A 17777-nucleotide genomic window follows, 5' to 3' on the forward strand; every position below is an offset into this window, starting at 1 on the left:
AAGGTTCAGTCGGCGGACGCGGCGAGCATCCGGCCGGCGTTGAGGAAGCGGATCGGGTTGACGGCCTCGCCGCCGATCCGCGTCTCGTAATGCAGGTGCGGGCCGGTCGAGCGGCCGGTCGAGCCGACGCGCCCGAGGGTGGCGCCGATCGTCACCTGCTGGCCGGGGACGACGGCGATCGACGACATATGGCCGAAGCGCGTGGTCAGTCCGCCGCCATGGTCGATCTCGACCATATTGCCATAGCCGCCGCTCGGGCCCGCGGCCGTCACGCGGCCGGCGGCGGTCGCGCGCACCGGCTCGCCATAGCTCTCCTCGAAATCGACGCCGGCGTGGAAAGCCGGACGGCCGAGGAACGGATCGCTGCGCGCGCCAAAGCCGCTGGTGATCGGGGCGCCGGGGGCGGGGGTCCGGATCGGCACGCGGGTCAGCCCGCGGTCGAGCGCGTCGATCGCCTCGCGTTCGGTCGCAATCTCCTCGACGCGGGCGTCGAAGGTCAGCGCGCGGGCGGGGAGCGGCTCGAACGGTCCGCCGCGACCATGGGCCTCGTCGGGCTTCGGGGCGCGGACGGCGTCGTAAACCTGTTCGAGCCTGCGGCGGCGGTCGGCGGTCTTGGCCGCGAGCGCCTCAAGCGCGCGCGCCTGGGTCGCCTCGATCGCGTCGAGGCCGGCGCCGAGTTTTTCCGAGGCGTTCGAGGCTCGGGCGCGAAGCGGGGCTGCGCCTTCGATGTCGTCGAACGCGCGTGGCGGCGCATCGAGCGGCAGCGGCTTCTCGGAATAGGCGAGCGCCGCCGCGCCGTCGCCGGCGTTCGCAAGGACCGGCTGGGCGAGCGCGGCGAGCTGGAGCTGCCGCTTCTCCAGCGTCTCCTGCCTGCGGCCGAGCTCGGTGAGGCGTTCGTCGACGCCCGCGCCCTCGACCATCCGGCGGGTGCGGACGCGCTCGAGCTCGTCCCGGAGCGCGGCGATCTGCGCCTCGTAGCCCTTCTCGGAGGCCCGAGCCCCGCGCCGGAGCTCTGCGACGACGGTGTCGTGGAACAGGACGTAGCCGCCGGCGCCGAGGGACCAGACGAACAGCCCGGCGATCACGGCGCAGAGCGCCAGCGCGCCGTGGCGGGGAAGGGTGACGATCGTGCGCCGCCGCCCGACCTCGAGGACGATCCGGTCCGCCGTGCGGCTTCCGCCATTCCGCTCGATCGGCATGCCGTTCTCCGACGATGATCTCGCAGGAAAACGTAAGTTGTTAGGGTTAATCCGGCGCTAACGGTCAGATTGCGCGCGCCGCCGCAAGCACCTCCTCGGCGTGGCCTGCGACCTTCACCTTGGGCCAGACGCGCGCGATCCTGCCTGCGCCGTCGATCAGGACGGTGGTGCGTTCGACGCCCATATATTTGCGGCCATACATGCTCTTCTCGCCCCAGACGCCATAGGCGGTCAGGGCGGTCTTCGCCTCGTCAGCGGCGAGCGGCAGGTCAAGGTCGTACTTTTTCGCGAACTTGTCGTGGCTCGCCACGCTGTCCGGCGAAACGCCGATCACCACGGCGCCGGCCTCGGCGAAAGCGCCTTTCATGCGGCTGAAGTCCTTCGCCTCGAGCGTGCAGCCGCTGGTGTCGTCCTTGGGGTAGAAGTAGAGCACGACCTTCCGGCCCGCGAAGTCCTTGAGCCGCAGCGTCCCGCCGCCGCCCGCCGGCAGCTCGAAGTCCGGCGCCGGCTGGCCTTCCGTCAGGGTCGTGGGCATCGATCTCTCCGTCTTCATGAAAACGTCGGCATAGTCTCGCATAGCCTTGCCGATTCAATGTCGATGACAGAGTTTCGCATCGGGGTCAGAATCAGTTTCGCCGACGTGATCGGCAAAGGGCGCCTGCGCGCGACCCGCGACGGAGGACTCAACCTCAGCCGATGGGGGACGCAAAAAAGCCCAGTCGATTCGCGCGCGCCGCTGCGGCGCCCTGGCGCGGCCACGGCGCGCGGATGAGGGCCGACGGACGGCCCGCCTCTCCGAAGCCGACCGCGCGCCGGGCGCTCAGCCTCGCGATGGGCGGCCTCCTCGTCCTCGGCGTGGTCATCGCGGGCGCGTGGCTCGCGATCCTCTACATGCCGCTGCCGGCCTCGCAGGTCATTCCGAGGGTCAAGGCGGCGATCGAGGAGCGCCTCGGCCCGGACTACGCCGTCGACATCGCCGACGCCGAGCTTCACCGCGGCGGAGACGGGGTCGAACTCCGGCTCGTCGACCTGTCGATCGCAAAGGCCGGGGGGCCGGTGGTCGCGAGCGTGCCGCGCGCCGAGCTCCGGCTCGACGGACTCAGCCTGCTCGGCGGCGAGGTCAGGGTCCGTTCGGTTCACGTCACCAGTCCCAAGCTCGACATGCGTTACGACATGACCGTCGACGCGGCGTCAAAGAACTCCGACCTGCCTGATCGGATTCTCGCCGCTGTCGGCGATCTCGACCGGCTGCTCGGCGCAGACGGCGCAGCTGGAGCGCTGGAGGAGGTCTGGGTCACGGACGCGACGCTGCTCGTCGCTCCGCGCAGCCGGGCGCCGTTGTCTCTGGAAGGGGTGGACCTCCGCCTGTCGCGGGGCGGCGGCGGCGCGATCGCGCTCACCGCCTCCTCCGCGCGCGCCGACGACCGCTGGACGACGGCGATCACCGTCAGCTCGCCGGACGCCGACAAGGCGCGGCTGATCGATCTCGGCGTCGAGAACCTCGACCTCGCGCCTTATTCGGCGCCGCTGGCGGAAAAGGCGGGAGCCTCTCCCTTGACGGGCCGCGTCTCGGGACATTTGAACGCCCGCATCGGCGCCGACGGAAAGTTGCTCGCCGGCGACGGTCGGCTCGACGCCCGCACGCTGCAGCTGTTCCTCCCCGGGCCGTCCGACAGCGACGACCCTGCGGCAGGCCCCAAGCAGGTCGGTCTCGACAGAGTTCAGCTCGACCTCCGCTGGGACGCGCAGGCGCGGGCCCTCAGGATCGAGCCCTCGCAGATTCGCGGTCGGGGAGGGCAGATGAGCTTCACCGGGGCGTTCGTCGCGCCGCCGGGACCCGGAAAGCCCTGGACCGCGCAGATCGAAGGTCACGACATCCTGCTGTCGGGAGAGACCGCCTCGGAGCCGCCGCTGCGGCTGGACCGGATCGACCTCGAGGCGAGCTTCGATCCGGCGGCAGGCGTTCTCGAAGTGAGCAAGGCGCAGTTTCTTGGACCGACGGCCAGCGCGGCGTTGACCGGCCTTGTGCGTTTCGGGGGCGACAGCCCCGCAATCAGGCTCGGTCTCGTCGGGGCGCCGATGCCGGCCTCCGCGGTGAAGCGGCTGTGGCCGTTCTTTCTCGCATCCTCGGTGCGCGGATGGGTGGTCGAGAACGTCAGCGCCGGGCGCGTCGACGGGGTGTCGCTTACGATCGACCTGCCGTCCGGCGCTCTCGCCAAGCTGAAGCCTCATGAGCCGTTCCCCGAGGGCTCGGTCTCGCTGGAGGTTCGGTTCTCCGACGGCGTGCTGCGCGGCCGTCCCGGGCTCCCCTGGATCGAAGGCGCGACCGGCAAGGTCGAGGCGACGTCGCGCCGGGTCGACGTCGAAGTCGGGCAAGCCTATGTCGCAGGCGCCGGCGACGACGGCGCGCTGTCGGTTTCCGACATCCGCTTCACCGTGCCTGATCTGAAGCCGCGCTTTCCGCCCGCGACGCTCACGCTCAAGGCCGAAGGCTCGCTGCGCAAGGCGATGGCGCTGGTGTCGTCGGGCGCATTCGGGCGCAATCCTCTGCCGAGCCAGCTCGAGGTTCAAAACGTTTCGGGCCGCATCGTCTCGGACGTCACAGTCGGGCTGGAGCTGGACCATCCTGGCGCGGAGGGGCCGCCGCCCGACATCGGCCTGACCGCCGACATCCGCGACGTGAAGATCGCGAACCTGTTCGCCGGCCGGTCCTTCGACAAGGGCTCGTTCCAGCTCAAGGTCGCGGACGGGCCGCCGACCATGACCGGGAAGGGCTCCGTAGGCGGCGCGCCGGCGACGGTTTCGCTGATGGAGGAGCCCGCAGCGGGCGCGGCCCCGGCCAAGCGCAAGCTGGCCGTGACGCTGACTGCGGCCGCGAGCGACCTGACGCGCCTCGGCATGGACGTGCCGGGCGTGCTGAAGGGCGCAGTCCCGCTCAGCGCCGAGATCTATCTCGACGAGCCGTCGGCGCCGATGGTGGTGAAGGCGGATCTCGCCGGCGTGGGCATCGACGGGCTCGTGCCCGGCTTCGTAAAGCCGGCGGGCCGGCCTGGCCGGCTCGGCTTCATTGTGGAGCGCGGACCAGACAAGACGGTGATCCGGGACTTCGTGCTGGAGAGCGGGGACCGCAGCGTGCGGGGCGTCATCACCTTCGGGCCGAAGGGCGACCTGCTTTCGGCCGCGATGCCGATCTATCGGCCGGGCCCCGGCGACGACGCCAAAATCGACATCGACAAGGTCCGCGGCGGGATCACGAAGGTCGCGCTGCAGGGCGCGTCGCTGGATCTGCGCCCGCTGATCGAGGCCTACCGGAAAAAGTCGGCGGTCAAATCCGGAGGGGAAGGGGGAGGCGACTCCAGCGAGGTCGCGAAGAACCTCATGGTCTCAGCCAAGCTCGGCACCGGACTGGGATATGGCGGCGAGGCGCTGTCGGGACTCGACCTCAAGCTGAACGTCCGCGACGGCAAGGTGACGGACGCCGACGGCAGCGGGCGCGTCGGCTCCGGCGCCATCAAGCTCTCGACGGGCGATGACGGCCGGCTCAACCTCAGCGGAGGCGACGCCGGCGCGGCGCTTCGCTTCACCGACCTCTACGGCCGCATCGACGGCGGCGCGTTCGACCTGGCGGCGTCGCTTGCGGGCGGCCCGGGCGTCTTGCGCATCCGGGACTTCGGCGTCCGAAACGAAGGCGCGCTCGAACGCGTGAAACAGACGACGGGCGCGGACGCCAACGCTCCAGCTCAGCGGGGCGCCCCGACGCGCTTCGACCGGCTGAAGGTGACGTTCGTACAGTCCGCAGGGCGGATCGCCGTCGACGAGGCGGTGGTCTACGGGCCGCAACTCGGCGCGACGCTTGAAGGCACGGTGAATTACGCCGCCGACAGCGTCGACCTCGTCGGCACCTTCGTGCCCGTCTATGCGCTCAACAATCTGTTCAGCCGGGTGCCGGTGCTCGGGCCGCTGCTCGGCGGAGGCGAGCATGGCGGGCTCCTCGGCGTGACCTTCCGGGTGCGGGGGCCGACAGCTGCGCCGACTGTGACGGTCAACCCGATGTCGGCCGTAGCGCCGGGCTTTCTGCGCAAGCTGTTCGAATTCCGGCAGGCCCAGCCCGCCGCGCCGGCGGCGGCGCAGTAGCGAACCGGGCGTCGAAGGCGCGACGCCGGGTCTTGGTCCGGGCCGCTGTCACACGAACCGTGGCGTGATTGCTGCTCGCGCTCACGAATGCTTGTGGGGGCCGGTCCGGAACGGCCTTAGACATTGTTCCGCCTCAAACCGGTGGCCTTTCGATGGGATTAGGCAGGTCGCCCAAGAGGCTGACGGATTTCGTCGGCCCCGCGCGGGCGCCCCGGACGTCCCAGGTTGCGGTTCGTTAACCACAACCTGACACCTTCCGGGCCGCGAGCGACCGCGCCTCACGGGCGAAGCGCCCGGCGGACGACACGCGGCAGGAGCTTGGGACAAGTGACGGAACGGTCTTCACGGTTCGGAGCGGCGACGCGCCGCGATGCATTGATGCTCGGCCTCGGCGCGGTCGCGACCGGCGCGCTGGCCGGAAGCGCCTCAGCGCAGCAGGCGGAGTGGAGCGATCGCTTCGACGCCGCCGGCGCGCCGGCGACCCGTACGTCGGCCTCCCGCACGCCGACGCTCAGCCCGCAGACCGTCGCGGCCACCGAAAAGGCGATCTCGGACTATAGCGGCATCGTCTCGCGCGGCGGCTGGGCCCGTGTTCCGGACGGGCCGCGCCTCAAGCTCGGCTCGTCGGGCGAGCGCGTGGTCGCGCTCCGCCAGCGGCTGATGGCGACCGGCGACCTCGACCCGAACCTCGGAGTCTCGCCGACCTTCGACAGCTACGTCGAGGGCGGCGTTCGCCGCTTCCAGGCGCGCCACGGACTGCTCCCGGTCGGCGTGGTCGGCGACGACACCCTCACCTCGCTCAATATCCCGGCCGAGACCCGTCTCCATCAGCTCGAGACCAACCTCGTGCGCGTCCGCACTATGGCGATGGGCAATATCGGCCAGCGCTATTTGATGGCGAACATCCCCGCCGCCGAGGCCGAGGCGGTGGAGAACGGCCAGGTGGTCGCGCGCTATACGACTGTCGCCGGCAAAGCCGACCGCGCCTCGCCGGTTCTCGACGCCAAGATCCTGCAGGTGAACTTCAATCCATTCTGGACGGTTCCCGCCTCTATCGTGAAGAAGGATCTGATCCCTCTGATGCAGAAAGATGCGGAATACCTCAACAAGAAGCATATTCGGATCTACGACCGTCAGGGCAACCAATTGGCCTCGGATCAGGTCAACTGGAATTCCGACGAGGCGATGAATTACATGTTCCGCGAAGATCCCGGCGTGGACAATTCGCTCGGCACCGTTCGTATCAACATGTCCAACAAATACGGCGTCTACATGCACGACACGCCGTCGAAGAACCTGTTCGGCGGCAACGACCGCTTCCAGTCGTCGGGCTGCATGCGGGTCCAGAACGTCAAGGACCTGGTGGCGTGGCTGTTGAATAACCAGCCGAACTGGGACCGCCGCGCAATCGACGCCGCGATCAAGACCGGCGATCGGATCGACGTGCAGGTGAACCCGAACATTCCGGTCTACTGGCGCTATATCTCGGGATGGGGCTCGGCCGACGGCACGGTGCAGTTCCGGGAGGACATCTACGGCATGGACGGCACCGGCGAGCTCGCCATGGCCGGCGGCGGCGCGTCGGCCGCGACCGGCCAGTGAGACGGCCGCTCGGCGGCGGCGATCCGGCTGCGCGCCGGGCCGTCGCGGCGCCGGGCGAGGTTCTGTTCGAAATCGTCGCGCGCGGGAACGCGTCGCGTTGCGCCGCGATAGACGTCTCCACTGGACTGGAGGTCGTCGTAATCGGTCCCGCCGACGGGGCCGACGCCCATCTCAGGGCCGTGGCGCTTCGCAAGCTGCGGATGCGGCTGGGGAAAAGCTGAACCGGAAGGCGCCTCCTCCGAAGGTTGCATTCGCTGCGCTGCGTCAGGCCGACGCCTGCCTTTTCCCGCATTCGCGACATATGATAGGCAGGGTTTTCAACGATCACGGCGCGCCGGCTGTTCGGCTCGGGCGTCCGGTCCTGAAGTATCGCGGCGCCAACGTGCGTCAGCCGCCAGCACCGGCTAGGAGGGAAACGACCATGTCCATAAGCGAAGCGCATGCCCAGGGGGCGGAAAGCCGCTTCTTCCAGGCGAGCCTCGCCGAAGTCGATCCGGAGCTCGCCGATGCGGTGAAGTCCGAGCTCGGCCGCCAGCGCGACGAGATCGAGCTGATCGCCTCCGAGAACATCGTCTCCAAGGCGGTGCTCGAGGCGCAGGGCTCGGTGCTCACCAACAAGTACGCCGAGGGCTATCCCGGCCGCCGCTACTATGGCGGCTGCCAGTTCGTCGACGTCGCCGAGCAGCTCGCAATCGACCGCGCCAAGAAGCTCTTCAACTGCCAGTTCGCGAACGTGCAGCCGCATTCCGGCGCGCAGGCGAACACGGCGGTGTTCTTCGCGCTGATGCAGCCGGGCGACACCTTTCTCGGCCTCGACCTCGCGGCCGGCGGCCACCTCACCCACGGCGCCAAGGCGGCGCTATCCGGCAAGTGGTTCAACGCGGTCAACTACCACGTCAAGCCGGAGGATCACCGGATCGACATGGAGGAGGTCGCGCAGCTCGCCGAGCAGCACAAGCCGAAGGTGATCATCGCCGGCGGCTCGGCCTATCCCCGGCAGATCGACTTCGCGGCGTTCCGCGAGATCGCCGATCGCGTGGGCGCCTATTTCTTCGTGGACATGGCGCACTTCGCGGGCCTCGTCGCCGGCGGCCAGCATCCGAATCCGCTGGATCATGCGCATGTCGCGACGACCACCACGCACAAGACGCTGCGCGGCCCCCGCGGCGGCATGATCCTCACCAACGACGAGGCGCTCGCCAAGAAGTTCAACTCGGCGGTGTTCCCCGGACTGCAGGGCGGCCCGCTGATGCATGTCATCGCCGCCAAGGCGGTCGCCTTCGGCGAGGCGCTGAAGCCGGACTTCAAGATCTACGCGAAGAACGTCATCGCGAACGCCAAGGCGCTGGCCGAGAACCTGAAGGGTCACGGCTTCGACATCGTGTCCGGCGGCACCGACACGCATCTGATGCTGGTCGACCTTCGCCCGAAGAAGCTGACGGGCAAGGTCTCCGAGCTCGCGCTCGGCCGCGCCCACATCACCTGCAACAAGAACGGCATCCCCTTCGATCCCGAGAAGCCGATGGTGACCTCCGGCATCCGCCTCGGCACGCCCGCCGGCACCACTCGCGGGTTCGGCGTCAAGGAGTTCCAGGAGATCGGCGACATGATCTCCGAGGTGCTTGACGTCATCTCGCAGAAGGGCGTTGAGGAAGACGCCGAGGTCGAGGCCAAGGTCCGCAAGCAGGTGTCGAGCCTGGTCGAACGCTTCCCGCTCTACGCGGACTGACCGAGACAGGCGATACGGGAGATCCTTGATGCGTTGCCCGCACTGCGGCGCGCCTGACAGTCAGGTCAAGGACTCCCGTCCGGCCGAAGACGGCGCCGCGATCCGCCGAAGGCGGGTCTGCGGCGCCTGCGGTCAGCGCTTCACCACTTTCGAGCGCGTGCAGCTGCGCGAACTCGTGGTGATGAAGCGCTCAGGCCGCCTCGTTCCGTTCGATCGTGACAAGCTGCATCGCTCGGTCACGATCGCGCTGCGCAAGCGGCCGGTCGAGCCCGAGCGCATTGAGACGATGGTGTCGGGAATCGTGCGCCAGCTCGAAAGCAGCGGCGAGACCGAGATCAGCGCCGAGGCGATCGGCCGGCTTGTGATGGACGGCCTCAAGGCGCTCGACGACGTCGCCTATGTGCGCTTCGCGTCCGTGTACAAGAACTTCTGCGAAGCCAAGGATTTCGAAACGCTTTTGGGCGAGCTCGCCGGCGATGGACCGCCCTCCTCGGCGCTCGAACGACCCCGGTGATGGACGCCGGTTCAACGGCGTCGCTCGGCCGGTTCTCCTTCAGCGCGCAGAACGAGGACGACCGCTGGATGGCGGTCGCGCTCGCTCTCGCCCGGCGCGGCCTCGGCCGGACGGCGCCCAATCCGGCGGTCGGCGCGGTGATCGTGGCGCCTGGACCCGACGGCGGCCGCGTCGTCGGCCGTGGCTGGACAGCGCCCGGCGGCCGGCCGCACGCCGAGACCGCGGCTCTCATTCGGGCCGGCGACGCCGCACGCGGCGCGACGCTCTATGTGACGCTGGAGCCGTGCAGCCATTACGGGCGCACGCCGCCCTGCGCGGACGCGGTGGCGCGCGCCGGCGTGGCGAGGGTCGTGGTCGCGGTGGCCGATCCCGATCCGCGCGTGAATGGTCAGGGCCTCGCTCGCCTGCGGGAGGCGGGGGTCACGGTCGACCTGCTTCCCGAGAGCGCCGAGGCGCGGCGGCTCAACGCCGGCCATGTCTCGCGCGTCACCCGCGGCCGTCCGCGTGTCGCGCTGAAGCTCGCGGTGTCCGCCGACGGCAAGGTCGCGCCGCCCGGCGGAGGGCCGGCGGCGATCGGCGGCGAGCGGTCGCGCGCCCGCGTCCACCTGATGCGCGCCGAGGCCGACGCGATCATGATCGGCGTCGGCACGGCGCTCGCCGACGATCCGGCACTGACCTGCCGGCTGCCGGGCATGGCCGATCGGTCGCCGATCCGGGTCCTGCTCGACGCGAGCCTGCGCGCGCCGGTCGAAAGCCGCCTGGTCGCAACGGCCGGCGAGATTCCGACATGGATCTTCTGCGCGGTCGGCGCCGACGAACGCCGCGAACGCGCTCTGCGTGAATCAGGCGCAGAAGTGTTGAGAATCGCGACGGGGGATGATGGCGGCGGGGTGTCTCTGCCCGAGGCGCTCAAGCTGCTCGCGCTTCGCGGCGTCACGCGGCTGATGGTGGAGGGCGGTCCAACGCTCGCGTCGGCGCTGCTCGACGCCGACCTGGTCGATGAGGCGACGATCATCGGCGGACCCGGGACGCTCGGGGCAGACGCCATCGATGCGCTTGCCGGACGGCCGCTCGCCGCGCTGACGGAGTCGCCGCGCTTCGCCCCGTTCTTGCGGGAGCAGGTCGGCGACGACATCTGGACGAGCTACGAGCGGTCGTAGAGAAGACGCGTCTGCAGCAACGGATCTGAAGTCCTCATGTTCACCGGCATCGTCACCGACATCGGCGAGATCGTCGCCCGAGAAAAGCGAGGGGACGTCACGCGCTACGCGATCTCATCCCGCTATGACCCGGCGGGCATCGCGCTCGGCGCCTCGATCGCCTGCGACGGGGTCTGCCTTACGGTGATCGAGGTCGAGCCGACGTCCGACGGGGCGACCTTTTCGGTCGAGGCGGGACCGGAGACCCTCAACCTGACCACGGTCGGTTCGTGGACTGTCGGCTCGCGGCTGAACCTCGAGCGCGCGCTGAAGATGGGCGACGAACTCGGCGGTCACCTCGTGCTCGGCCATGTCGACGGCGTCGCCGAGATCGCGGCGCGCGACGACTTCGGCGACACCGTGCGGTTCTCGCTCGTCGCGCCGCGCGCAGTCGCGAAATTCGTCGCGGTGAAGGGCTCGATCTGCCTCGACGGGACGTCGCTCACCGTCAACGAGGTCGACGGCGAGCTCTTCTCGGTTCACCTCATCCCGCACACGCTGGCCGAGACCGCTTGGGCGAACCGGCGGGCCGGGGACCGCGTCAACCTCGAAGTCGATATGATGGCCCGCTACGCCGCGCGCCTTGCCGAGGCGAGCGCGCTCGGATACTGACGCCCCTCAGCATTTCGAGGCACTTTTTCAATGGTCGATAACCACCGGCGCCCCGGCGCCGTCGAGCCGACGCGGGCTCGGGCGCTCGTCGTCGAGGCCCGCTTCTATGACGAGATCGCCGACGCCCTGCTCGAAGGCGCGACGGGGTATCTTGAGAAGGCCGGCGCGACGTTCGACGTCGTCACGGTCAACGGGGCGCTGGAGCTGCCCTCGACCATCGCGATCCTGCTCGACGCCGCCGCCGAGAAAGGCGAGCCCTACGACGCCGCGATCGCGCTCGGCTGCGTCATCCGCGGCGAGACCACTCATTACGAGATCGTGTCGAACGAGAGCGCCCGGGCGCTGATGGAGCTGTCGGTCGCCCGCAAGCTGCCGCTCGGCAACGGGATCCTGACCGTCGAGAACGAAGCGCAGGCCTTCGCCCGCGCCCGCGTCTCCGAGATGGACAAAGGCGGCGGGGCGGCGGAGGCAGCGCTTGCCGTGCTGCGTCTCAAACGCCGCGCCGAGGGCTGAGGTCATGGCCAAAGGCGAGAAACGTTCCGCCGCCCGCCTCGCGGCCGTGCAAGCGCTCTATCAGATGGACATCGCCGGCACGCCGCTGCCGGATACGCTCGCCCAGTTCGAGTCGCACTGGCTCGGCAAGGAAGTCGACGGCGACGAATACAAGCCCGCCGAAGCCGCCTTCTTCCGCGACCTTGTCGGCGGGGTGCTGAAGGAGCAGCGGGCGCTCGACCCGCTGATCGACGACACGCTTCAGGCGGGCTGGCCGCTGAAGCGCGTCGAGGCGATCATGCGCGCGATCCTGAGGGCCGGGACGTTCGAACTCGGCAAGCGCCGCGACGTGCCGGTGAAAGTTGTCATCACCGAATATGTCGACATCGCGCACGCCTTCTTCGAGCGCGACGAGGCCGGGATGATCAACGCCGTGCTCGACGCGATCGCCCGCGTGGTCCGAGAGCAGGATTTCGCGAAGGGCGCGTGAGAATGCGCCCGATAGGGACCCTGAGTTCCGCGCCTCCGGCCCTCGGCTCATCCTGAAGCGACGCTCGCCCCGGCCGCCTTTCGCTCGGCGGAGGGAAGGGCGTCACGCGACGCCTTCCGCGCCCGCCGCCTCCATCAGCAACTCCAGCGCCGTCAGGACGGATTGGCGGCGCACTTCGCTGCGCCCGAGATCGCCGAATCTCCGTTCGCGATGCAGCGTCGGTCGATCGACGCGCGCGGCCGCGAAATGAACGAGGCCGACGGGCTTTGTCTCCGTGCCCCCGCCGGGACCCGCGACGCCCGTAATCGCGACCGAAAGGCCGGCGCCGCTGGCGCCAAGCGCGCCCTCAGCCATCGCCCGCGCGACCTGTTCGCTGACCGCGCCATATCGGTCGAGCATCTCCTCGGGCACGCCAAGCATCGCTGTCTTGGCGGCGTTGGAATAGGTGACGAAGCCGCGGTCGACCGCGGCGGACGAGCCCGGGACCTCGGTCAGCGCGCCGGCGACCAGGCCGCCGGTGCAGGATTCGGCCGTGACGATCGTCAGTCCGGCGCCCCGCGCGAGACGCAGGACCTCCTCGGCGAGGTCGTAGGCCGTCCGCGTCATAGCCCGTCCTCGTCGCGGAACGGCAGGCGAATCGTGGCGGAGGCGAGCGCCGCCAGCCCTTCCCGGCGGCCGGCGAAGCCGAGGCTTTCCGTTGTCGTCGCCTTCACGCCGACCCGCCCGATGGCCACGCCGGCGATCTCGGCGATACGCGCGCGGATCGCCTCGCGGTGGGGGCCGACCTTGGGGGATTCTCCGATGACGGTGAGGTCGAGATGCGCCACCGCGCCGCCGGCCTCGCGCACCCGGCGGCAGGCGTCGGCGAGGAACTGCGCGGAGTCCGCGCCCTTCCAGGCGGCGTCGGAGGGTGGGAAATGCGCGCCGATGTCGCCGTCGCCGAGCGCGCCGAGCACGGCGTCGGTCAGCGCATGCAGCGCGACGTCGGCGTCGGAGTGGCCCATCAGGCCGAAGGCGTGCGGCACGCGCACGCCGCCTAGCATGACATGGTCGCCCGGACCGAAGGCGTGGACGTCGAATCCGGAACCGGTGCGCACGTCTCCCTGTGCGAGGAAGGCGCGGCCGGCGCGGCGCAGCAAGTCGTCGTCGAACTGGTCTTGCGTCGTCAGCTTGATGTTGCGGGCCTCGCCCTCGAACAGCGCGACGCGCCCGCCGGCCCATGCGTAGAGCGCGCCGTCGTCGGTGAAGTCGTCGCGGCCCTCCGCCTCAGCGCGGGCGTGAGCCGCGACGAGATCGGCGTAACGGAAGGCCTGCGGCGTCTGCAGCGCGCGCAAGGCGGCGCGGTCGAAGGTCTCGCCGCGCGAGCCGTCGGCGGCCGCGACGCAGATCGTGTCGGTGACGGGCGCGGCCGGAACGGCGCCGCCGTCTCGCAGCGCGGCCTCGATCGCGCGGTCGATGAGGCCCGTTGAGGCGAAGGGGCGGGCGGCGTCGTGGACCAGCACGATGTCCGGCGCCTCGGCGTCGAGGGCGGCGAGACCTGCGCGCACCGAGGCCTGACGGGTCGCGCCGCCGATCGAGGGGGCGCCAAGCCTCGGATCGCTGAACCCTGCTACGGCGGCGTCGTAACGCGCGCGCTGGCCGGCTCCGATGACGACGTTGAGGTGGCCGACGCGCGGATGGTCCAGGAAAAGCCGGACGGCCGAGGTGAGCATCGCCTCGCCGCCGATCTCGCGGAATTGCTTGGGCTCGGCGCGTCCGGCGCGGGAGCCGGCGCCTGCCGCGCAAATCACCGCAGCGACACGGGGACCAGCTTCGAACTGTCGATCCATAGCCTACGCTTTCAGCAATTTACGACCTTCGTTCTAGCCGAGACGGGTCACTATGTCCCAGAGCAGGATTGAGTCGTTGTGCGAAACATGGATTTGTCTAATATGTGGGCAGCACCTGTCGCGGCTATTTTATGAGCACTGACCTTTTGACCAATTCGCAGCCGCTCGTCATCGCCGATCTCGCCGCGCGCAACGCCGTCATGCTGGCGCCGATGTCCGGCGTGACCGACCTCGCATTCCGGCGGATCGCCGCCCGGCTTGGAGCGGGCCTGGTGGTGTCCGAAATGGTCGCTTCCGCCGAACTCGCCCGCGCCGACGACGAAGCGCGGCTGCGCGCGGAGGGCGACGGCCTCGACCTTCACATCGTGCAGCTCGCGGGCCGTGATCCGGCCTGGATGGCGGAAGCCGCGCGGGTCGCGGTCGGCGCCGGCGCCGCGATCGTCGACATCAACATGGGCTGCCCGGCGAAGAAGGTGGTCGGCGGCCATGGCGGCTCCGCACTGCTGAAGGAGCTCAACCTCGCTGTGCGGCTGATCGCGGCCACCGTCAAGGCGGTCGACGCGCCAGTCACCGTGAAGATGCGGCTCGGCTGGGACGAAACCTCGATCGTCGCGCCTGAGCTCGCCGCGCGCGCGGAAGGCGAGGGCGCCGCGATGGTCACGGTCCATGGCCGTACGCGCTCGCAGTTCTACGAGGGCCGGGCCGATTGGGGCGCGATCCGCGCGGTCAAGGAGCGGGTGTCGATCCCAGTCATCGCAAACGGCGACCTCGTCGCCCTCGACGACGCGCCGGCGATGCTGGCGGCCTCCGGCGCGGACGGCGTCATGATCGGCCGTGGCGCGCAAGGGCGGGCGTGGTTTCCGGGCGCCGTCGCGGCCTTCCTCGCAACCGGCTCACGAAGCGGTCCGCCCTCGCTCGAGACGCAGCGGGCGCTCGGCGTCGAGCATTACGACGGGCTGCTGTCGCTCTATGGCCGCTCCGTCGGCGTGCGCCACGCCCGCAAGCATCTCGGCTGGTGTCTCGACGCGGCGGCGGAGAGCGTGGGCCTGATAGTTCCCGCGGCGCTGAAGGCCGCCGCCATGACGGCGCCGACGGCCGAGACGGCGCTGGAGGCGTTCGACCAGGCGTTCGACGCGCTGGCGTGGAGGGAGGCGGCATGAGCGTGTCGGCCGTCGACAAGCCCCGCACCGGCGCAGGCGCGGCCGAAGCCGTGCTGAACGCCCTGCCGCATCCGGTGATCTGCGTCGCCGAGGACGGCTCGATCGTGGACGTCAACGTGTCTGCGGAAGCCTTCTTCGAGGCCAGCGCCAACGTGCTCCGCAAGCGCGACATCCGCGAGTTCGTGCCGTTCGGCTCGCCGATGATCCAGCTGCTCGAGCAGGCGCGGGAGCGCAACGCCCCGGTCAACGAATACCGCGTCGACCTCGGCACGCCGCGCAACGGCGGCGAGCGGATCGTCGACGTCCACGTCGCGCCGCTGGGCGACAAGCCCGGCGTGCTGATCATCGTCCTGCAGGAGCGGACGATCGCCGACAAGATGGACCGTCAGCTGACCCACCGCGGCGCGGCGCGCTCGGTCACGGCGCTCGCCGCGATGCTCGCCCACGAGATCAAGAACCCGCTGTCGGGCATCCGCGGCGCGGCGCAGCTTCTGGAGCAGGGCGCGACCGACGAGGACCGCGCGCTCACCCGCCTGATCTGCGACGAGGCGGACCGCATCGTGAAGCTGGTCGACCGCATGGAGGTGTTCTCCGACGAGCGGCCGATCGAACGCGAGGCGGTCAACATCCACGCCGTGCTGGAGCACGTGAAACGGCTCGCGCTCTCCGGATTCGGGCGCAACGTCCGGATCATCGAGGAGTACGATCCCTCGCTTCCGCCGGTGCTCGCGAACCGGGACCAGCTGATCCAGGTCTTCCTGAACCTGGTGAAGAACGCCGCGGAAGCCATTGGCGATTCGAACGATGGCGAGATTCACCTGACAACGTCGTTCCGGCCGGGGGTGCGCCTCAGCGTGCCCGGCTCGACGACCCGCGTCAGCCTGCCGCTGCAGTTCACGGTGCGCGACAACGGCCCCGGCGTGCCGGAGGACCTGATGCCTCATCTGTTCGATCCGTTCGTGACGACCAAGCCGACCGGCTCGGGGCTCGGCCTCGCGCTGGTCGCGAAGATCGTCGGCAATCATGGCGGCATCATCGAATGCGAATCCCAGCCTCGGCGCACGGTGTTCCGCGTGCTGATGCCCATGTTCGTCGGCGCTGACGCCCGCAACCCCAGGAGCTGAGCCGCCCATGCCGCAAGGCAGCATCCTTGTCGCAGACGACGACGCCGCGATCCGCACGGTTCTCAACCAGGCCCTGAGCCGCGCCGGCTACGAAGTCCGCTCCACCGGCAACGCGGCCACGCTCTGGCGCTGGGTCAGCCAGGGCGACGGCGACCTCGTGATTACCGACGTCGTCATGCCGGACGAGAACGCGTTCGACATGCTGCCGCGCATCAAGAAGGCGCGGCCCGACCTGCCGGTCGTGGTGATGAGCGCTCAGAACACCTTCATGACGGCGATCCGCGCCTCGGAGAAGGGCGCCTACGAATACCTGCCGAAGCCCTTCGACCTGAAGGAGCTGATCGCGATCGTCGGCCGCGCGCTGACCGAGCCGCGCGGCCGGCCGAAGCGCATGGACGATGTCGAGACCGACGAAATTCCGCTCGTCGGCCGCTCGCCCGCCATGCAGGACATCTACCGCGTCCTCGCGCGGCTGATGCAGACCGACCTCACCGTCATGATCTCGGGCGAGAGCGGCACCGGCAAGGAGCTGGTCGCGCGCGCGCTGCACGACTACGGCAAGCGCCGCGCCGGCCCCTTCGTCGCGATCAACATGGCCGCCATCCCGCGCGACCTGATCGAAGCGGAGCTGTTCGGCCACGAGAAGGGCGCGTTCACCGGCGCTCAGGCGCGCTCCTCCGGCCGCTTCGAGCAGGCGGAAGGCGGCACGCTGTTCCTCGACGAGATCGGCGACATGCCGATGGAGGCGCAGACCCGTCTGCTGCGCGTCCTGCAGCAGGGCGAATACACCACCGTCGGCGGCCGGACCGCGATCAAGACCGACGTCCGGATCGTGGCCGCCACCAACAAGGACCTGCGTCTGCTGATCCAGCAGGGGCTGTTCCGCGAGGACCTGTTCTTCCGCCTCAACGTGGTGCCGATCCGGCTTCCGCCGCTCCGCGAGCGCGCGGAGGACGTCCCCGACCTCGTCCGTCACTTCTTCGCGCTGGCGCTGCGCGAGGGCCTGCCGGCCAAGCAGATCGACGGCGCGGCGCTCGACCGGCTGAAGCGCTACCGCTGGCCGGGCAACATCCGCGAACTCGAGAACCTGATCCGCCGGCTCGCCGCCCTCTACCCGCAGGAGATGATCGGCGCCTCGACGATCGACGCCGAACTCGCCCAGCCCGCCACCAACAGCCTTGGCGAGGATTCGTCCGCTGCCGAGACCATGGGCGGCTCGGTCGAGCGGCATCTGACGAGCTATTTCTCCGAATTCGGCGAGAATCTTCCGCCTCCCGGCCTCTATCACCGCGTGCTCCGGGAGGTGGAGTATCCGCTGATCTCCGCTGCGCTGGCCGCGACCCGGGGCAACCAGATCAAGGCGGCGGAACTCCTCGGCGTGAACCGCAACACGCTTCGCAAGAAGATCCGCGACCTCGACGTGCAGGTCGTGCGCCTGACGCGCTGAGACGCGCCCTCTCCGCAAAAGCGGGGAGGGCGATCGGGCACAGGGCGCAACGCTGTTCCGGTCCCTGCCGAACCGGACGTCCGAGGTCCAGCGCGCTCAGCCGAGCGGCGAAGGCCCCCGCGAGGCCGCCTTCTCACCCTGACATCCATCGAAACACGTCAGAGCGCCCAGAAGTTGTCGCATTCCGACAACAGTGTGGTAGCGCTGCATCAGCGTGCGCGTCCTGATTCACGCATCGGCGGCCCT

The 17777-nt window shown here is 69.7% G+C and carries 16 protein-coding genes; 12 read left to right on the forward strand and 4 right to left on the reverse strand.

The window, feature by feature from the left end; translation table 11 throughout:
* Positions 1 to 5: 5 nt before the first annotated feature.
* Entirely contained in the window at positions 6 to 1199 is a 1194-nt protein-coding gene (locus PKE75_RS05445) for a M23 family metallopeptidase (protein WP_271167692.1), read from the reverse strand.
* Positions 1200 to 1263: 64 nt separating this feature from the next.
* Positions 1264 to 1734, reverse strand: a complete 471-nt coding sequence (locus PKE75_RS05450; RefSeq protein WP_271167693.1) for a peroxiredoxin — start codon at positions 1732 to 1734, stop codon at positions 1264 to 1266.
* Positions 1735 to 1967: 233 nt separating this feature from the next.
* Between PKE75_RS05450 and PKE75_RS05455 the strand changes: the two genes are divergently transcribed.
* From PKE75_RS05455 to nusB, 9 genes are all read left to right on the forward strand, one after another.
* Positions 1968 to 5333, forward strand: coding sequence for a YhdP family protein (locus PKE75_RS05455; RefSeq protein WP_271167694.1), 3366 nt, complete (start codon positions 1968 to 1970; stop codon positions 5331 to 5333).
* Positions 5334 to 5711: 378 nt separating this feature from the next.
* On the forward strand, positions 5712 to 6935 hold the full coding sequence (locus PKE75_RS05460; protein ID WP_271167695.1) for a L,D-transpeptidase family protein: 1224 nt from the start codon (positions 5712 to 5714) through the stop codon (positions 6933 to 6935).
* Positions 6932 to 7156 (forward strand): DUF6898 family protein, encoded by a 225-nt coding sequence (locus tag PKE75_RS05465; RefSeq protein WP_271167696.1) that lies wholly within the window; start codon positions 6932 to 6934, stop codon positions 7154 to 7156. The genes PKE75_RS05460 and PKE75_RS05465 overlap by 4 nt, the downstream gene beginning before the upstream one ends.
* A gap of 200 nt (positions 7157 to 7356) precedes the next feature.
* A complete protein-coding gene (gene glyA, locus PKE75_RS05470) occupies positions 7357 to 8664 on the forward strand; it encodes a serine hydroxymethyltransferase (protein ID WP_271167697.1) in 1308 nt (435 codons plus the stop codon).
* A gap of 28 nt (positions 8665 to 8692) precedes the next feature.
* Entirely contained in the window at positions 8693 to 9178 is a 486-nt protein-coding gene (gene nrdR, locus PKE75_RS05475; protein ID WP_271167698.1) for a transcriptional regulator NrdR, read from the forward strand.
* Positions 9178 to 10338, forward strand: coding sequence for a bifunctional diaminohydroxyphosphoribosylaminopyrimidine deaminase/5-amino-6-(5-phosphoribosylamino)uracil reductase RibD (gene ribD, locus PKE75_RS05480; protein ID WP_271167699.1), 1161 nt, complete (start codon positions 9178 to 9180; stop codon positions 10336 to 10338). The genes nrdR and ribD overlap by 1 nt, the downstream gene beginning before the upstream one ends.
* Positions 10339 to 10374: 36 nt before the next feature.
* A complete protein-coding gene (locus tag PKE75_RS05485) occupies positions 10375 to 10989 on the forward strand; it encodes a riboflavin synthase (RefSeq protein ID WP_271167700.1) in 615 nt (204 codons plus the stop codon).
* A gap of 30 nt (positions 10990 to 11019) precedes the next feature.
* The gene (gene ribH, locus PKE75_RS05490) at positions 11020 to 11502 is read left to right on the forward strand and encodes a 6,7-dimethyl-8-ribityllumazine synthase (RefSeq protein ID WP_271167701.1); all 483 of its coding nucleotides are present in this window, start codon (positions 11020 to 11022) and stop codon (positions 11500 to 11502) included.
* 4 nt (positions 11503 to 11506) lie between these two features.
* Positions 11507 to 11971, forward strand: a complete 465-nt coding sequence (gene nusB, locus PKE75_RS05495) for a transcription antitermination factor NusB (protein WP_271167702.1) — start codon at positions 11507 to 11509, stop codon at positions 11969 to 11971.
* Positions 11972 to 12073: 102 nt separating this feature from the next.
* On the opposite strand, the gene PKE75_RS05500 is transcribed toward nusB, so the two are convergent.
* Together PKE75_RS05500 and PKE75_RS05505 are read right to left on the reverse strand one after the other, a co-directional pair.
* Complete coding sequence (locus tag PKE75_RS05500) at positions 12074 to 12577, reverse strand: CinA family protein (RefSeq protein ID WP_271167703.1); 504 nt, start codon at positions 12575 to 12577, stop codon at positions 12074 to 12076.
* Positions 12574 to 13800 carry a bifunctional 2-C-methyl-D-erythritol 4-phosphate cytidylyltransferase/2-C-methyl-D-erythritol 2,4-cyclodiphosphate synthase gene (locus PKE75_RS05505; RefSeq protein WP_271167704.1) on the reverse strand — a complete coding sequence of 409 codons (1227 nt, stop codon included), beginning with the start codon at positions 13798 to 13800 and terminating at the stop codon, positions 12574 to 12576. The genes PKE75_RS05500 and PKE75_RS05505 overlap by 4 nt, the downstream gene beginning before the upstream one ends.
* A 131-nt stretch (positions 13801 to 13931) precedes the next feature.
* Here PKE75_RS05505 and dusB point away from each other — a divergent pair, with 131 nt between their 5' ends.
* Genes dusB through ntrC form a run of 3 tightly spaced genes read left to right on the forward strand, consistent with a single transcriptional unit; the run spans position 13932 to position 17531 of the window.
* A complete protein-coding gene (gene dusB, locus PKE75_RS05510; RefSeq protein WP_271167705.1) occupies positions 13932 to 14960 on the forward strand; it encodes a tRNA dihydrouridine synthase DusB in 1029 nt (342 codons plus the stop codon).
* Positions 14957 to 16084 carry a two-component system sensor histidine kinase NtrB gene (locus PKE75_RS05515; RefSeq protein WP_271167706.1) on the forward strand — a complete coding sequence of 376 codons (1128 nt, stop codon included), beginning with the start codon at positions 14957 to 14959 and terminating at the stop codon, positions 16082 to 16084. The genes dusB and PKE75_RS05515 overlap by 4 nt, the downstream gene beginning before the upstream one ends.
* 7 nt (positions 16085 to 16091) lie before the next feature.
* Positions 16092 to 17531: a nitrogen regulation protein NR(I) gene (gene ntrC, locus PKE75_RS05520; protein WP_271167707.1), complete on the forward strand. Its 1440-nt coding sequence runs from the start codon at positions 16092 to 16094 to the stop codon at positions 17529 to 17531.
* Positions 17532 to 17777 lie beyond the last annotated feature (246 nt).

It is taken from the genome of Hansschlegelia plantiphila (assembly GCF_027922265.1).
GTDB classification, from domain to species: domain Bacteria; phylum Pseudomonadota; class Alphaproteobacteria; order Rhizobiales; family Methylopilaceae; genus Methylopila; species Methylopila plantiphila.

Excerpts from the sequence above, each read along its gene's own strand:
- PKE75_RS05445 (WP_271167692.1), bottom strand. The coding sequence starts at position 1,199 with ATGCCGATCGAGCGGAATGGCGGAAGCCGCACGGCGGACCGGATCGTC.
- PKE75_RS05450 (WP_271167693.1), bottom strand. The coding sequence starts at position 1,734 with ATGCCCACGACCCTGACGGAAGGCCAGCCGGCGCCGGACTTCGAGCTG.
- PKE75_RS05455 (WP_271167694.1), top strand. The coding sequence starts at position 1,968 with ATGAGGGCCGACGGACGGCCCGCCTCTCCGAAGCCGACCGCGCGCCGG.
- PKE75_RS05460 (WP_271167695.1), top strand. The coding sequence starts at position 5,712 with ATGCTCGGCCTCGGCGCGGTCGCGACCGGCGCGCTGGCCGGAAGCGCC.
- glyA (WP_271167697.1), top strand. The coding sequence starts at position 7,357 with ATGTCCATAAGCGAAGCGCATGCCCAGGGGGCGGAAAGCCGCTTCTTC.
- nrdR (WP_271167698.1), top strand. The coding sequence starts at position 8,693 with ATGCGTTGCCCGCACTGCGGCGCGCCTGACAGTCAGGTCAAGGACTCC.
- ribD (WP_271167699.1), top strand. The coding sequence starts at position 9,178 with ATGGACGCCGGTTCAACGGCGTCGCTCGGCCGGTTCTCCTTCAGCGCG.
- PKE75_RS05485 (WP_271167700.1), top strand. The coding sequence starts at position 10,375 with ATGTTCACCGGCATCGTCACCGACATCGGCGAGATCGTCGCCCGAGAA.
- ribH (WP_271167701.1), top strand. The coding sequence starts at position 11,020 with ATGGTCGATAACCACCGGCGCCCCGGCGCCGTCGAGCCGACGCGGGCT.
- nusB (WP_271167702.1), top strand. The coding sequence starts at position 11,507 with ATGGCCAAAGGCGAGAAACGTTCCGCCGCCCGCCTCGCGGCCGTGCAA.
- PKE75_RS05500 (WP_271167703.1), bottom strand. The coding sequence starts at position 12,577 with ATGACGCGGACGGCCTACGACCTCGCCGAGGAGGTCCTGCGTCTCGCG.
- PKE75_RS05505 (WP_271167704.1), bottom strand. The coding sequence starts at position 13,800 with ATGGATCGACAGTTCGAAGCTGGTCCCCGTGTCGCTGCGGTGATTTGC.
- dusB (WP_271167705.1), top strand. The coding sequence starts at position 13,932 with ATGAGCACTGACCTTTTGACCAATTCGCAGCCGCTCGTCATCGCCGAT.
- PKE75_RS05515 (WP_271167706.1), top strand. The coding sequence starts at position 14,957 with ATGAGCGTGTCGGCCGTCGACAAGCCCCGCACCGGCGCAGGCGCGGCC.
- ntrC (WP_271167707.1), top strand. The coding sequence starts at position 16,092 with ATGCCGCAAGGCAGCATCCTTGTCGCAGACGACGACGCCGCGATCCGC.